Genomic DNA, 14562 nt, shown 5'->3' on the forward strand with positions numbered 1-14562 from the left:
GGAGCCGGCCGTGCCCCCGGCCACGTCACCAGGAGCCGCCGCCTCCCCCGCCGGAGCCTCCGCCGACGTCTCCGCCGCCACCGCCCCCTCCGCCGCTGGAGGCCTGGGCGGCGCTGGAGGTCAGGGTGGCGGCGACCAGGCCCACGGCGAGGGCGGGCCCGATCCGGGAGGCGAGGGTGGAGCGATGGCGGGGGGCGGTCGTGGTGTCGGTGATCGCCCGCTCCCAGGAGTGGGCCGCGTCGAGGGCCACGGCCCAGGCCGTGTACAGCTCCAGGTGTTCCTCGTCGAGGGGTTCGTCTGCCGGGTGCGCGGACGGGTCGAGGAGGTTAGCGGCGGAAGGACTTGGCCTGGAGCCAGAGAGCGGCGCCGCGGGGGGGTGCGGGTCTGCGGTTCCCGCCACGGGCGAACAAAAAGAGCCGGTCCGCGGAATGCGGGCCGGCTCTTTCCCGGTGGGCGATACTGGGTTCGAACCAGTGACCTCTTCGGTGTGAACGAAGCGCTCTCCCACTGAGCTAATCGCCCGGGAACGGACTGAACAATACAGGCCCCCGCGCGTTTCCTTCAAACCGCTTGCAGGTACGCGGCCAGACCCCGCCGACCGGCGCGCATCATCAGCCGGTGGTTGGCGCGGAAGACCGCCCGCCCTGGTACGGCGAACCTCCTGAGCAGCGGCTTGTTGACGTCGACGACCTGCTCGTAGCGGGCGAGGGTGCCGGCGTCGGCCGGGGTGACCGTCCAGCGTGCCCAGCCGTCGATGTCGCCGGACATGGCGATCTCCAGGACTCCGGCGGCGGGGTCGCGGCGCCCTTCGCGGGCGGTGAAGGTCATGTCGTACGGGAGGAGCGAGCGAATGCGGATGACGCCGGTGGTGTCGTCGAGCCGGGTCACCTCGCGGACCTGGCGCCACCAGCGGGGGTAGTCCTCGACGCGCTCCAGCGCCTCGTACACGGTTGCGGGTGGTGCGGGCAGGGTCCACACGCTGCGGAAGCGGTAGTGCGTCCAGTCCATATGCAGAGTCTGCCCGTACCCGGGCGGGTATCTGAGTACGGCCTGAGTACGCGCACTCATGCCGGGTGACGTGACTCAGACCACACTCCGAGGCATGACGCACATTCCGCCTCCGGCCGAGGAGTTGCGGCTCCTCGACGCCGAGCTGTGGCAACTGGACGCCCGCCGGGCCCAGTTGCTGGCTCGCCGCGCCTGGCTGGTCGCCCACCTCCATCCGCCGCGACAGGCCCCTTCCCACCAGCCGGCATCCCCAGGGCCCGGCCCCGAGACCAGCGCCCCGGGCGTGCAGAACCTGCTGCTCCTGCTCGGCGGCGTCCTGCTCACCATCGCGGCCATGGCCTTCACGCTGGTCAGCTGGGGGCACATGGGCATCGCCGGACGCGCCCTGGTGCTCGGCACGGTCACGGCGGTCGCGCTTGCCGCGCCGGTGCCGCTGCTGAGGCGCGGGCTGCGGTCGACCGCCGAGTCGGTGGCTGGCCTCGGGATCGCGCTGACCGTGCTGGACGCCTATGCCCTGCACGAGGTCGCGCTCACGGACGCGGACGGTACGGCCTACGCGGCGTTCGCGTCGGCGGTGCTGGCGCTGCTGTGGACCGGGTACGGGCTCGGGCTCGGAGCGGTCACGGCCGAACAGCCCGCGGCGGAACCCACTGGGCGACCCCGCCCGGCAGGGCTCCGGCTTCCCCTCCCCTTCGCGCTGGTGGCGGCCCAACTGCCGCTCCCGCTCTGGGCGATCGCGGCCTCCGCGGGGACGTACGGCGTGGCGGCCGCCCTGCTGGTGACAGCCGGGTTCGACACGGCTGTGGTGCTCCTGCGTACGACGGCCGCCAGGTCCGTGCGGGTCACCGCCGCCGTGGGCGCGTACGGCATGGGCGGTGGGGGCGTGTTGGCGGCCGGCTGGCTGTCGTGGACAGCGGCCGGTCCGGGCGCCGCCGCCCGTGCGGCGGCGCTCCTGGTCCTCGCGGCGGCGACCGCCCTGGTCGCCGCCTGGCGGCTCGCGAAGCCGGAGACCAGGGCGGGCCACGCGCTCGCGGGCGGTGTGCTGCTGGTGGCGGCGTTCGGAGCCGTCCTGAGCGTGGCCCTGCCCGGCGGCTGGGCAGTGCCCGCCCATCTGGCCTGCGGTGTCGCGCTGTTGGCGGCGATACGGGACCCGCTGCCGGAGCCCGTGCAGCGCGGCCTCGCCTGGGCCGCCGGCTCGGTGCAGGCGCTGGCGCTGCTCTGGACGGTGCCGCTGGTCGCCGTCGCGCTGCTGGGTCCGGTCGGCTGGGTCGAGCGGCCCTGGTCGGGGGTGCCGTCGGACGCCCGCGCCGCGGTGACCGTGCACGCCCCGTGGCCGCCGTACCCGGCCCAGGCGCTCCTCGTCCTGGTGGCCGTCGCCGGTGTGCTCGCCCTGGTGGTCCGGAACGCGACGTGGCGTCCGAGGGCCCTGACCGGCGCGCTGGTCCTGGCCTGCGCGGCGGCGGTCGCGCTTCCTTCGGCGCTGGAACTGCCCTACCTCGCGGGTCTGTCGGTGCTGGGAACCCTCACGGCGGCAGCGGCGTTCACCTCGCGGTCCCTCACCACGACCCTGCTCTCCCTGATCGGCTCCCTGAACCTCGCCTTCCTGTCCCTGGCCTCGCAAACCGCCACCCTGGCCGTGCTGTCCGCCCTGACCGTCCTGTTCGCCGCGGCCTCGTGGCGGCCACGCGTGGCCCCCTTCACCGCCCCGGCCGCGTTCGTGTACGCGACCGCGCTGGCCTGCGCGACGGGCGCGGCGGCGGGCTGGCAGCCGCAGTACACGGCCCTGTTGGTCCTCGTGGTCCCCGCTGTCGCGGCCCTGCTCGCCGCGCGTCTCGGCGGCTCCCCGGCGACCGTGCCGGTGGAGGCGACGGGCGCCGCCGCCGGACTGCTCGCCGTGCAGCTCTCGGTCACCGATGTGCCGATGCTGGCCCTGGTCCTCGCCCTGTGCGGCGTGATCACGGCGGGCACGGCGGTGCGGGCCGAGCGCCGGCCGGTCGGCTACACGGCCGCCGCCCTGTTCCTGCTGGCCGCCTGGGTCAGGCTCGCCGCCTGGGACGTCACCACCCCGGAGGCGTACACGCTCCCGGTGACCGTCCCGGCTCTGCTCGTCGGTGCGCTGCGGCGCCGACGCGATCCAGGGGCCTCGTCCTGGACGGCGTACGGCCCCGGTCTCGCCGCCACGCTGGTGCCGAGCCTCGTCGCCACCTGGGGCGACCAGCACGGGACGCGCCCGCTGCTGCTGGGCGCGGCCGCCCTGCTGGTCACCCTGCTGGGCGCCCGGCACCGGCTGCGGGCTCTGCTCGTACTGGGCGGCTCGGTGCTGGTCCTGGACGCGGTGCACGAGCTGGCCCCGTACCTGGTCCAGGTCGCCGACGCGCTCCCCCGCTGGGTGCCTCCCGCGCTCGCCGGACTCCTGCTGCTCGCCCTCGGTGCGACGTACGAACAGCGGATCCGGGACGTCCGGCGGGTACGGGAGGTCCTGGGGAGGATGAACTAGTGCCCCGGCAGGCAACGTTTGCCCGTCAAGGAGCGGCGTCCGGTGCGTGCTCTCGGCGTGCCGGGTGCACGTCCTCGTACTGGATGTACTTGGGCTTGTGCCCGGTGCGGCGAGAGGGCGTGCCGGGCGTCGCGACGGGGCGAACGTTGCCTGGTGGGGCACTAGACCCCGTGTCGGTGTCGCGGGCGCCTTCGCGCACCGTTTGTGCGATATCGACTGCGGGCGAGTCCCGTGCTGTCATACGTTGTCCGATTGGTGCCGGCGACGGCAGGCGGCTGGGCCGGGCGGGGGACGGGGGAGGCATGGCAGACCTGGAGGAAGCGGCGGGCCGGGGCACGGGCGACGAGGCCCGGGTGACACTGGAGCGCCTGCTGTCCGTGGTGGGAGCGGGGGCCCTGGAGTTGTACACGGCCCCCGAGGGCCTGCGGGCGAGCGTCACCGGTGTCAACGTGCTGGACGTCCTGGAGCCCGTGATCAGACCGCGGGAGTTGCTGCTCGCGGTCGGCGTCGACCCGCGCTCGGTGCATGCGGTCGATGTGGTGCGCCGGGCGGGTGAGGCGGGTGCCGCGGGTGTGGTGTTCGGCCCGGGGAAGCCGGAGCCCACCGCGCGGGCCTTGCAGGCGGCCGCGGAGGAGGGCGGCACGGCGGTGCTCTTCCGTACGGCCTGGTGCACCTGGGCACACCTTGTGGGGGTGCTGCGGGCCGGGCTGGCCTCGGCGGGCGTCCCCTCGGTGCCCGGGACCGGCGGTGTGCGCCTGGGTGATCTCGATTCCCTGGCCGATGCGGTGGCGGCCCTGGTGGGAGGCTCGGTCACCATCGAGGACACGGAGTCGCGGGTGCTGGCCTACTCCTCCACCGAGGAGAACGTGGACGAGATGCGACGGCTGACCATCCTCGGTCGGCGGGTGCCGCCGTGGCGTGTGGCGGCCATGCGGGAGGCCGGGTTCTTCCAGGCTCTGTGGGGTGCGGGGGACGTACTGCACCGGCCGGCCCACGGCCAGGATCCGGAGCGTCTGGTCGGCGCCGTGCGGGCGGGCGGAGAGGCCCTGGGGTCCATCTGGGTGGCGGCGGTCGCCGGCCGCCCGCTGGCCCCGAACGCCTCGGAGGCGCTGCGTGCGGCGACCCGGGCCGCCGCCGCCCATCTACTGCATCACCGCACCCACAGTTCGGACAGCCGCCTCGTGGAGGACGCGGCCCGCGCGCTGCTGGAGGACCGCGGATCCGTCGAGGTGCTCGCCGAGCGCGCCTCGCTGCCGCCGGGGGAACCCTGTGCCGTCCTGGCGGTCGGAACCGGCTCCGCTCGCCACGGGGACGACGACCCCTCCGGGCTCCACGGGCTGCTGACCCTGCACTGCGCGGCTCTGGGTCACCGGGTCGTGGTGGTCCCCGCGGGCGGCAGGACCCTGGTGCTGGTGGGCTCGCTGGACCGTGACCCGGGACGAGCCGACGGTCAAGTGACGCGGCTGGGGGAATCGCTGGCCAAGCAGCTGTCGGCGACCACCGGTACGCCGGTGAAGGTGGGGCTCGGTGACGTGGCCCCGGGGCTGGCGCGGGCGCCCGAGTCCCGCCGGTCGGCCGAGTCGGCCTTCCAGGCGCTCGTCGAGGCCGCCGGGCCTCGCACCGTCGCACGGATCGAGGACGTCGCGGACACGGTGGGCATCCTGCAGGTCGTCGGCGCCCTGCGCGGGGTGGCATTGCCACCGCAGACCTCGGTGGCCCGGCTGAGGGCGTTCGACGCCGAGCACAGCGGCAGTTGTCTGGTGGAGACCCTGCGCGCCTACCTCGACCACTTCGGCGACGTGTCCGCCGCTTCGCCCACGCTGGGGGTGCACCCCAACAGCCTGCGCTACCGGTTGCGCCGGATCGCGCAGGTGTCGAAGCTTGACCTGGAGAACCCCGACGCCCGCCTGCTCGCCCAGCTGGAGTTACGTCTCGGCGTTCCCTCCGACGGCACGCCCCGCTGAGCGACGGGCGGCAGCCGCTTGGCCGAGGCCACCAAGCAAGGGCCTCTCCTTCGTCGTCCCGCACAACACCCTGGCGCGTCACGGTGGTTGTTGCACCCCGCCGCCCCGGTGAGGCCCGCGTCTTTGACGACTCGACGAAGACGCCGCCCCGGTGCGGACAGCAGCCTGGTGTTCCACCCCGGGGGACGTCCCGGGCGCTGCGCACACGACACCGGAAGGCTCATCATGACCGGACTGACCTCTGCCGCCGAGCGGCGCGAACGGATCCTGCGGGAAGCGGTGCGGCAGCAACTGCTGGACGCCGAGCAGGCCCAGCTGGCCGCCTTCGTCGACCTCGACGGCGTCGCCGCGACCGTCGAGTCCCTGCACCGCGCCTTTCCCTCCTCACCGCGTGTGCTGCACGCGTTCGCCGCCAAGGCGAACTGCCTGGTGCCGGTGCTGGCGGAGCTGCGGCGGCTCGGCATGGGCTGCGAGGTGGCCACCGCGGGTGAGCTGGCCCGCGCGTCGGCCGCCGGGTTCGCGCCGGAGCGGATCGTCTTCGACTCGCCGGCCAAGACGGAGGCCGAACTGCGGCGCGCCCTGGACCTGGGCGTGGCCGTCAACGCCGACAACTACCAGGAACTCGCCAGGATCGACCGGGCGCTGGGCGACCGCGTCCCGGTGTCGAGGATCGGCGTGCGGGTCAACTCCCAGATCGGCGGCGGCAGCATCGCCGCGATGAGCACGGCGACGAGCACCTCGAAGTTCGGCGTGCCCCTGGCGGACCCGGGCAGCCGACGGCAGTTGCTGCGCGCCTACCACGACCACCCCTGGCTGACCTGGGTGCACACGCACGCCGGGTCGCAGGGCTGCCCGCTCGACCTCATGGCCCGCGGGATCGCGCAGGCCGTGGATTTCGCCGAGGAGGTCAACGCCTCCCTCGGACGGCGCCAGGTCGTCGGCATCGACATCGGCGGCGGACTGCCCGTCAACTTCGCCGACGACGAGACCACGCCGAGCTTCGACACGTACGTCCAGCAGCTGCGCGCCCAGGCGCCCGCGCTGTTCTCCGGCCGGTACGAGATCGTCACCGAGTTCGGGCGTTCCGTCCTCGCCAAGAACGGTTTCACCGCCGCGTACGTCGAGTACACGAAGAGTGTGGGCGGCCGGCCGATCGCGGTCACCCACGCCGGAGTGCAGGTGGCCACCCGGACCGTGTTCAATCCGGACGCCTGGCCCCTGCGGATCGAGGCGCACGACACGAGCGGCAGGGCCAAGCGGGGCGGGCCGGTCCGTCAGGACATCGCGGGCCCCGCCTGCTTCGCCGGTGACCTGCTGGCGCGCGACCGCGCGATGCCGCTCCTGGAGCCCGGCGACATCATCGCCGTCCCGGACACCGGCGCCTACTACTTCTCGACGCCGTTCCACTACAACAGCCTGCCCGAACCGGCGGTGCACGGGGTTCGCACCGGTGATGACGGCCGCGTCGACTTCGAGCTCCTGCGTCCCGCGCAGGACCCGTGGGACGTGCCCGTGCACGAGCCCGCTCTCGGAGTCGGGTAAGGAGCACTCAGGTGGCACAGGCCAACCGTCGGCGCACCGGCCGGGACGGGCCGCTCCTCAGTCAGCGCGCCGCCATCGTCTTCCTGCTGGCAGCCCTGGTCGGCATCGGTGCCACTGTTCTGGCGGCGCTGGCCGGCAACGCGTGGCCCGTCGCGGTGAGCGTGGGCGGCGGGGTGGTGGCCCCGGCCGTCCTGTTCTTCAACCAGATCATCGACTAGGACCTGGACGAGCGGATCCCCGTGTGGCGCCGTGGGATCCGCTCGTCCATGCGTCCCGCTACGGCATCCTGTCGCCGAGCAGCGCCAGGTTCTCGATGGCGGCGAGGCCGTAGAGAGCGGTGTCGTTGGTGGACACCCAGGCGGCCTCGCTGCCCGCGACCAGGGTGGCGGGGCCGCTCAGCCGCTCCGTCTTCCAGGGAGCGGACTCCTTGTAGCCGTCGGAGTTGTAGAACTTGTCCCACGCGCGCGTGGCGAGCTTCGCGTCCCCGGTCTGCACGGCCGCGTACGCGTCGAGGCGCGAGTGGCCCTGGAAGAGCAGGAGGGAGCCGAAGTTGGAGCCGTAGCGCGCGGCCTGCTCCGCCTTGGTGGCGTTGAAGTAGCGGCAGTAGTCGAAGTAGGCCTCGTTGAACTTCGGCATGTCGACGAGGTGGATGAGCTCGGCGCACAGTTCGTTGAGGCCGAAGACCGCGGAGAGGTGGGAGACACCGACGACGGGGCTCGCGGCGACGGCGAACTTGCCCGTGTCGAGGTCGTAGAGGCCGCTGCCCTGCACGAAGCCGTTGGGCTGGGCGGCGATCGTCTCCATAGTCGACAGGACGCGCGCCTTGGCCTTCTCCCACTTGGGGCCCTTGCGCTCCCACTCCGTGAGCCACGCCGAGACCAGGCCGCTCCAGTCCGTGCCGAAACCGATCGACAGGGCATGCCGGTCGGGTGTGTACGGCTCGGTGCGGATCTTGCGGATGGGGTCGAGGACGAGGAACGTCTCGTCGGAGTCGACGTTGGCGTGCATGAGGTCGCCGACGCGTTCGTCGGCGGTGAGGAAGTAGTAGTAGCGGCGGTAGGTGGTGTTGGCGATGCGCTGCTGCTTGGCGCTGTCGGCGTAGTGCTGGACGCCGTGCCGGGTGCCGAGGCCCGCCCACTGCCCGATGTGGTAGACGTCGACCTCGCCGGTGTGCCGGGTCATCGCCTCGGCGAAGCGGAAGATGTCCGCGCGGCCGCTGCGGACGTAGGCGTACCAGAGCCAGAGGTCCGGCGACAGCTCGGAGTTGTCCCAGGCGTAGCCGCCGATGTCGTACCGCCACTGGTGTCTGACGGTGTCGTAGGTGTGCATGATGTCGCCGTAGTCCCAGAAGCCGTACCAGCGGCGCTGCTCCACCTGGTCCTTGTAATAGGTGAAGAGGAAGTCGAGGTGGTCCTCGATCTTGGCCTTGGCGGGCGTGGAGCGGTCGGGCTCGGAGTAGAGGCCGGGGCCGAAGACCTTGGCCTTGATGAGCTGCCTGGGCGGGGCGGCGAGCTGGGGCAGCACGCGGACGGCCTCGACCTGTTCGGCGAGCTTCTCGGGGCTCGGGGTCGACTCGTTGGCCCAGAAGAGGAGTTCGGAGGTGCGGGCGATGCCGTACGGGGTGCCGAAGCCGGGCTCGTAGTCCTCGTAGGTGATGTTGAGGCCCTCGAGCTGCTCGGGGAAGGTGTCCTGACCCATGCCGTCGTGGTAGAAGCGCAGGTCCATGGGCTGCGCCTCGGGCGACCAGAGCCAGAGGGTGACCTCGGCCTCGTCGGTGTGGGCGTCGCGGATGTCGAGCTGGGCGGGGTGCTTCTCCCAGAAGTCCCGCAGGCCGAAGGAGAATCCGCCGCTGACGCCACCGACGTAACCGAACCCGGACGCCCGCTTGCCGCCACCGGCGCCGATCCAGCCGTACCCCTTCTTGGTGCGCTTGCGCAGGGTGAAGCCGTCGGCGGAGAGCTGGGAGAGGGTGTAGTCGCCCCACTCGGGGATGTACTGGAGCCGGGTGGTGACCCGCTGGTCCCAGGTGGACGGGTCGGGCAGCTTCTCGCCCGCGTACTGGGCCGCCTGGACGGCCGCGCCAGGGTCGCGGCGCAGTCCGGTGATGCCCTTGACGGCCTCGCGCAGCAGTCCGGTGCCCTCGCCGCCGATGCGGATGTGACGGTCGTACGACGTGTCGCGCATCGGCACGCTGAAGCGGACGCCGAGGCCGCGGATGAAGTCGCCGCTCGCCTTGCCGGGCTCCTGCTTCCCGTCGTAGGTGATGGTGTGCACCATGCGGAAGGAGTCGGCGCCCGCGTAGAAGTAGAGGCGGATGGAGAACGGGAGCCAGCTGCGGCTGCCCTTGCGGTGTTTGCCGTCGATGCGGACGACCGCGCGGACCGGCCCCTCCTGTTCGACGGTGACGTCGCCGATGGCACCGTCGAAGCGCTCGGTCTTGACGGTGCCCTGGTCCTCGTCCTCGATCTCGGGCTGGCGGATCAGGACCAGCCGCCCGTTCTTGGCGATCTCGGTCGAGCCGCGCTTGACGGACTTGATCAGTGTGGCGCCGTCCCTGCCGATCCTGACCGTGATGACGCCGGTCGAGACGTCGATGGTGCCGCCGCTCTTGTCGACGGTGACCTTCTTGGCGGGCGCGGCGGGGCTGCCGACGGCGAGGGTGAGCTTCCCGTTGCCCGAACTGACGGCGTGCGCGGTCCACTTGAGGGAGCCGTCCGGCCAGTACGCGATCGGCCAGGACTGTACGGGCACGTCCTTGCCGTCGGCGTCGGTCAGGGCGAACTTCTGGTCCTCCGGGTAGACGCCCATGGGCCAGGGCACGCCGAGGGTGGAGCCGGGTGCGGCGCCGAGACCACCGTCCTCCAGCCAGTCCAGGGTCACCGGGTCCGCGTTCGCGGTCTCGGCTCTCGGTGCGGCCTGGGCCTCGGTGGCCCCCAGCGCCCAGCTGAACTGGGCGGCGGCTCCGGCCACGGCGGCCGCCTTGAGGAGGGACCTGCGGGGGATGGGGGACATGGCCTTTCCTTTCCGTGCGGGAAGCATTTCCGTGCAGCTGGTCAGGGACATGACAGAGAGAGGTGCGACGCCCGGGGCGCCGACCTTCGTACGAGGGCACCGCCCGTCAGCGGTGCCGGTACCGCTCCTCCACGGCGACGGCCGCCGCCGCGACGGCTCCCAGGACGGGAACCGCCAGCGGCGCGATGAACCAGGCGGACAGGGCTACGACGGCCAGCCCGGCGATGATCAGGAAGGACCCGGCGGGGTCCAGGACGGTGCGACGGCCGGCCTGGGCGAGCAGGGCGCGCCAGGTGGCGCCGGGCGTCCAGACCGCTGCCGCGCGCAGCCCGGCCACCACGAGCCCGATCAGCGCGAACAGGCCGACGGCTCCGACGAGCGGCCCACCGGGAATCCCCGCCCGCGCGGCCTGGACGTCCACCCAGACCGCGGCAGCCGCCGCCCACCCCGCGAGACCAGCCAGCCAGCCAGCGCGCACGGCCACTCGGAAGTCGGCGACGAACTCCCGCCAGCCGCCGCCCTCATGAGCCGTGCGACGGCGCAGATGCCGGGAGCCGGCGGCGAAGGCGGCCGGGTAGGTGACCACGCCCAGTGAGGCCACCGCGATCCACACGCCGGTGAGCAGGCACTCGGCGAACACGGCGAACCGCTCGGCGAGGACCGACTCCTTGCGCGCCTTCACGCGTGCTTGGGCCATCGTGACCGCCTCAGCCCTTCAGCCCGGACGTCGCCATGCCGTCGATGAGATAGCGCTGGAAGGCGAGGAAGAAGGCCAGCACCGGCAGCAGCGCCACCAGCGACATGGCGATCATGCCGCCGTAGTCGGCCACGCCCTCCTGGTCCACGAACATCTTCAGACCGAGGGAGACCGTGTACTTGTCGGGCTCGTTGAGGTAGATCAGCGGGCCCATGAAGTCGTTCCAGGAGTTGATGAAGGTGAAGATCGCGCTGGTGATCAGGGCCGGGCGGCACAGCGGGAGCACGATCGACCAGTAGATGCGCAGGTGTCCGCAGCCGTCGAGGCGGGCCGCCTCGTCGAGTTCCTTGGGCAGGTTGCGCATGAACTGCATCATCAGGAAGACGAAGAACGCCTCCGTGGCCAGGTACTTCCCGAGCAGGAGCGGGGTGTACGTGTTGATCATCTCCATGTTGCGGAACAACACGTACTGCGGGATCAGCAGCACGTGGTAAGGCAACAGGAGCGTGCCGATCATCAGCGTGAAGAGCAGGTTGCGGCCGGCGAACCTGATCTTCGCGAAGGCGTACGCCGTCAGTGAGCAGGACAGCAGGATCCCGATCACGGAACCGATCGCGAGCGTGAGCGAGTTGACGAAGAAGGTGGAGATCGAGATGTCCGCGATGCCCTCGGTGAGCCGCGTGTAGTTCGAGGTGGTCGGGGAGCCCGGGAAGAGGTCAAGGCTGCCGACGATGTCCTCGCTCTTCTTGAGGGAACCGCCGATGACCCAGAGCACCGGATAGAGGATCACCGCGAGGATCGCGAGGGCCCCGAGGTGCCAGGCGAGGGAACCGGGCAGCCTGCGACGGAGCCTGCCCGCCTGCGTAGCCCGGGCCGGGGTGATGTCGGTGGCCTGCGCGCTCATCAGGCGCCCTCCTCGTAGTGCACCCAGCGCTTCTGGGACCAGAACAACACCGCCGTCACCAGGGCGACCGCGAGGAGCAGCATCCAGGCCATGGCGGAGGCCAGGCCCATCCGGCTGTTCTCGAAGCCCTGGACATAGAGGTAGCAGGTGTAGACCATCGAACCGTCCGCGGGACCACAGGCGTTGCCTCCGGCGCCGCCGCCGACGATGTACGCCGAGCTGAAGATCTGGAAGGAGTGGATCGTCTCCAGCAGGACGTTGAAGAAGAGGACCGGGGAGATCATCGGCAGCGTGATGTTCCAGAACCGCCGCATCTTGCCGGCCCCGTCGACCTCGGCCGCCTCGTACAGCTCGCGCGGGACCTGCTTGAGGCCGGCGAGGAAAATGACCATGGGGGCGCCGAACTGCCAGACGGTGAGCGCCACCAGGCTGTAGATGATCATCTCCGGGTCGCCGGTCCAGCCGCCCACGTCTATCCCGAAGAGCTTCTGCGTACGGTCGACGACCGCGTCGTCCGAGAAGATCGCCTTCCAGACGATGGCGACGGAGACGCTCGCCCCGATCAGCGACGGCGCGTAGAAGGCGGCCCGATAGAAGGCCTGTCCCCGCCGCTTCTGTGCCAGGAGCAGCGCCACGCCGAGGGCCGCGAGCAGCTTGAGCGGCGTGCCGACGACCACGTACCACATCGTCACCTGCACCGAGTGGCGCCAGCGCGGGTCGCCGAACATCTCGGAGAAGTTGCCGAGTCCGATCCACTTGGGCGTGTCGAACAGGTTGTAGTCGGTGAACGCGAAGTAGAGCGAGGCGATCATCGGACCCGCTGTCAGCAGCAGGAAGCCGGCGATCCACGGAGACATGAAGAGATAGCCGGCCAGGTTCTCCCGGCGGCCCCGCCGCTTGAGCTCGGCGGGGCGCGAGGACACCGGACCGTGCCGCGGCTCGGAGTCCTTGGTCAGGCCCTCCATCGCAGGGGCGTGTGTCACGGTGGTTCCCATCAGCTGCCGAGAGCCGTCTTCGACTCGGTGAAGAACTGCTTGACGGCGTCGTCCACCGAGCGCGTACCGAGGGCGAGCTCCTCGGCGATGCGCAGGAACGCGGACTCACAGATGTCCGCGCCGTTCGGGTGCGGGGTGATGGGCTCCAGGACGCCCGCCTTGACGAGGGACTCCTCGTAGGCGGCGATCGCCTTGTTGACCTCGTCGGTCGGCTTGAACGCGTCGAACTGGGCCTGCGTCGCCGGCACACCGCGGTCGTAGCCCATGATCTTGGCGACCTCGGGGTCGTGCACCATGAAAGAGATGAACTGGGCGACTTCCTTGGGGTGCTTGGTGCGCTTGGAGGCGCTGAGCATGAGAGAGCCGAGGTACTGGCCGGTCTTCTTGCCGTCCGTGGTCGGGATGGGCGCCAGTCCGTACTCGCTCTTGCCCTCGGCGGTGTAGCGGACGGTGAAGTTGTCCCACGTGAACTCACCTGCGGCGAGTTCCGCGGAGACCGCCGACTTGGGCTTGATCTGGGCGACCTTCTTGGCGTCGGCGTAGACGCCCTCCTCGACGCCCTTCTTGGCCTTGGTCCACCAGTCCTTCAGATCGGCCTCGGCGAAGCCGAGTCCGTCCTCGGTGAAGAAGGCCTTGCCGTTCTGACGCAGGTACAGGTCGTAGAGGTACATGACGCCGTACATGCCGCTGTCGCCCGCACGCCCCGTCTTGTCGCGGATCTTCTTCATCGCCGCGTCGAAGTCGTCCCAGGTCCAGCCCTGCACCGGCTTCACACCCGCTCGGGTGTAGACGGGCTTGTCGATCACCAGGGCCATCGAGTTGGAGCCGACCGGAACGCCGAGAAGCTTTCCGTCGATCTCACCGAACTTGTCCAGACCGGCCCGGAAGCCGTCCATGGAGAGATTGCCCGCCTTGACCTGCTCACTGAGATCGAGCAGCACGTTCTTCGCGTCGTATTTCCGCAGGAATCCAATGGCATTCTGGAAGACGTCCGGCGGATTGCCGCCGGAGGCCTGGGTGTTGAACTTCTTCCAGAAGTCGAGGTAGGGCTGGAAGTCCGTTTTCACCTTGATCTTCGGGTACTTCTTCTCGAAGAGCGCGATGGTCTTGTTGATGCGCTCGGCGCGGTCCTCGGCCCCCCACCACGCATAACGGATCGTCACCGTCCCGTCCGCGGAGGTGCCGCCGTCGCCACCACAACCGGTCGTCGCGGCCAGCCCGAGCGTGGCCGCCGTGGCACCGGCGGCCTTCAGGATCGTACGCCTCTCAACATTCCTGCTGGTTCCCACAGTCGGGCCCTCCCCGCAGCGTTGCCGCCTGTATGAATCGTTTCAAGTAAGCGCTTGCTGGCACAAGCTACGGAGGGCTTGAGGGTGCGTCAATGATTCGGACAGGAATTTCTTGGGGGGCCGGTGGGCGGCTGGACGGGGCGGCCGGGCGGGTTGGCTCGGCGGGCGGTGCAATACCGCAGGTGAGGGGTGCGTGACCGGGGGGCCGAACATACGAACGGCCGAGGAAGGGCTTGCCTTCCGGCTGAAAGTCGCCTGTGGGGTGGGGACTTGGGGGGCGGGAGGGGGTGGTGGGGCTGGAGGTCTGGAGGTGCGCGCGGGCGGAGGTGAGGGGTCGGCAGGCTGCGCGGCAGACGCTGGGGGTGCTTGGCCGGGGCAGTGGGTGGGGTCCGTGTCAGCGCGTGAACCCGGGTCAGGGTCGGCAGGTGACCGAGAAGCGCGCCGGCCGGCACTCGGGCCACCCCGGTCAGCGCTCGCCCCAGGTTGCTCAGCAAGCGCCACCGCCACAGGTGAGGCGCCTCCGGGGCCGCCGCCCGGGCTCGCCGGCCCCTGCGCCGCCGGCGGCCTTGTGGAGCCCAGCAGCCGATGTGAAGGCGACCGGATGCCGTCGCGCGCCCCGCGCACACGACAGCGGCCCACCTGCTGTCTCGCAGG

11 protein-coding genes and 1 tRNA gene are annotated in these 14562 nt (G+C 71.2%); 4 read left to right on the forward strand and 8 right to left on the reverse strand.

Features of this window, described 5'->3' with window-relative positions; genetic code table 11:
* Positions 1-25 precede the first annotated feature (25 nt).
* From ACFYWX_RS20530 to ACFYWX_RS20540, 3 genes are all read right to left on the reverse strand, one after another.
* A complete protein-coding gene (locus tag ACFYWX_RS20530; RefSeq protein WP_389425481.1) occupies positions 26-400 on the reverse strand; it encodes a hypothetical protein in 375 nt (124 codons plus the stop codon).
* 50 nt (positions 401-450) lie between these two features.
* A tRNA-Val gene (locus ACFYWX_RS20535) sits at positions 451-522 on the reverse strand.
* Positions 523-561: 39 nt separating this feature from the next.
* Positions 562-1008, reverse strand: coding sequence for an SRPBCC family protein (locus ACFYWX_RS20540; RefSeq protein ID WP_389425482.1), 447 nt, complete (start codon positions 1006-1008; stop codon positions 562-564).
* A 94-nt stretch (positions 1009-1102) separates the two neighbouring features.
* On the opposite strand from ACFYWX_RS20540, the gene ACFYWX_RS20545 reads away from it, so the two are divergent.
* The 4 genes from ACFYWX_RS20545 to ACFYWX_RS20560 all read left to right on the forward strand — a co-directional run bounded on the left by ACFYWX_RS20545 (position 1103) and on the right by ACFYWX_RS20560 (position 7229).
* Entirely contained in the window at positions 1103-3505 is a 2403-nt protein-coding gene (locus tag ACFYWX_RS20545) for an SCO7613 C-terminal domain-containing membrane protein (protein WP_389425483.1), read from the forward strand.
* A gap of 302 nt (positions 3506-3807) precedes the next feature.
* Complete coding sequence (locus ACFYWX_RS20550) at positions 3808-5469, forward strand: helix-turn-helix domain-containing protein (protein WP_389425484.1); 1662 nt, start codon at positions 3808-3810, stop codon at positions 5467-5469.
* Positions 5470-5694: 225 nt separating this feature from the next.
* Positions 5695-7011: a diaminopimelate decarboxylase gene (locus ACFYWX_RS20555; protein WP_389425485.1), complete on the forward strand. Its 1317-nt coding sequence runs from the start codon at positions 5695-5697 to the stop codon at positions 7009-7011.
* Positions 7012-7022: 11 nt separating this feature from the next.
* Positions 7023-7229 carry a hypothetical protein gene (locus ACFYWX_RS20560; protein WP_389425486.1) on the forward strand — a complete coding sequence of 69 codons (207 nt, stop codon included), beginning with the start codon at positions 7023-7025 and terminating at the stop codon, positions 7227-7229.
* Between the two features lie 58 nt (positions 7230-7287).
* Here ACFYWX_RS20560 and ACFYWX_RS20565 read toward each other — a convergent pair whose 3' ends face one another.
* From ACFYWX_RS20565 to ACFYWX_RS20585, 5 genes are all read right to left on the reverse strand, one after another.
* The gene (locus tag ACFYWX_RS20565; protein WP_389425487.1) at positions 7288-10023 is read right to left on the reverse strand and encodes a Tat pathway signal sequence domain protein; all 2736 of its coding nucleotides are present in this window, start codon (positions 10021-10023) and stop codon (positions 7288-7290) included.
* A 106-nt stretch (positions 10024-10129) separates the two neighbouring features.
* Positions 10130-10720 (reverse strand): hypothetical protein, encoded by a 591-nt coding sequence (locus ACFYWX_RS20570; protein WP_389425488.1) that lies wholly within the window; start codon positions 10718-10720, stop codon positions 10130-10132.
* Positions 10721-10730: 10 nt separating this feature from the next.
* Positions 10731-11624, reverse strand: a complete 894-nt coding sequence (locus tag ACFYWX_RS20575; protein WP_389425489.1) for a carbohydrate ABC transporter permease — start codon at positions 11622-11624, stop codon at positions 10731-10733.
* Positions 11624-12619 (reverse strand): carbohydrate ABC transporter permease, encoded by a 996-nt coding sequence (locus ACFYWX_RS20580; RefSeq protein ID WP_389425490.1) that lies wholly within the window; start codon positions 12617-12619, stop codon positions 11624-11626. Before ACFYWX_RS20580 ends, ACFYWX_RS20575 begins: the two co-directional genes overlap by 1 nt.
* On the reverse strand, positions 12619-13908 hold the full coding sequence (locus tag ACFYWX_RS20585; RefSeq protein ID WP_389425491.1) for an ABC transporter substrate-binding protein: 1290 nt from the start codon (positions 13906-13908) through the stop codon (positions 12619-12621). The genes ACFYWX_RS20580 and ACFYWX_RS20585 overlap by 1 nt, the downstream gene beginning before the upstream one ends.
* Positions 13909-14562 lie beyond the last annotated feature (654 nt).

This window comes from Streptomyces sp. NPDC002888, assembly GCF_042888465.1.
Lineage (GTDB): Bacteria > Actinomycetota > Actinomycetes > Streptomycetales > Streptomycetaceae > Streptomyces.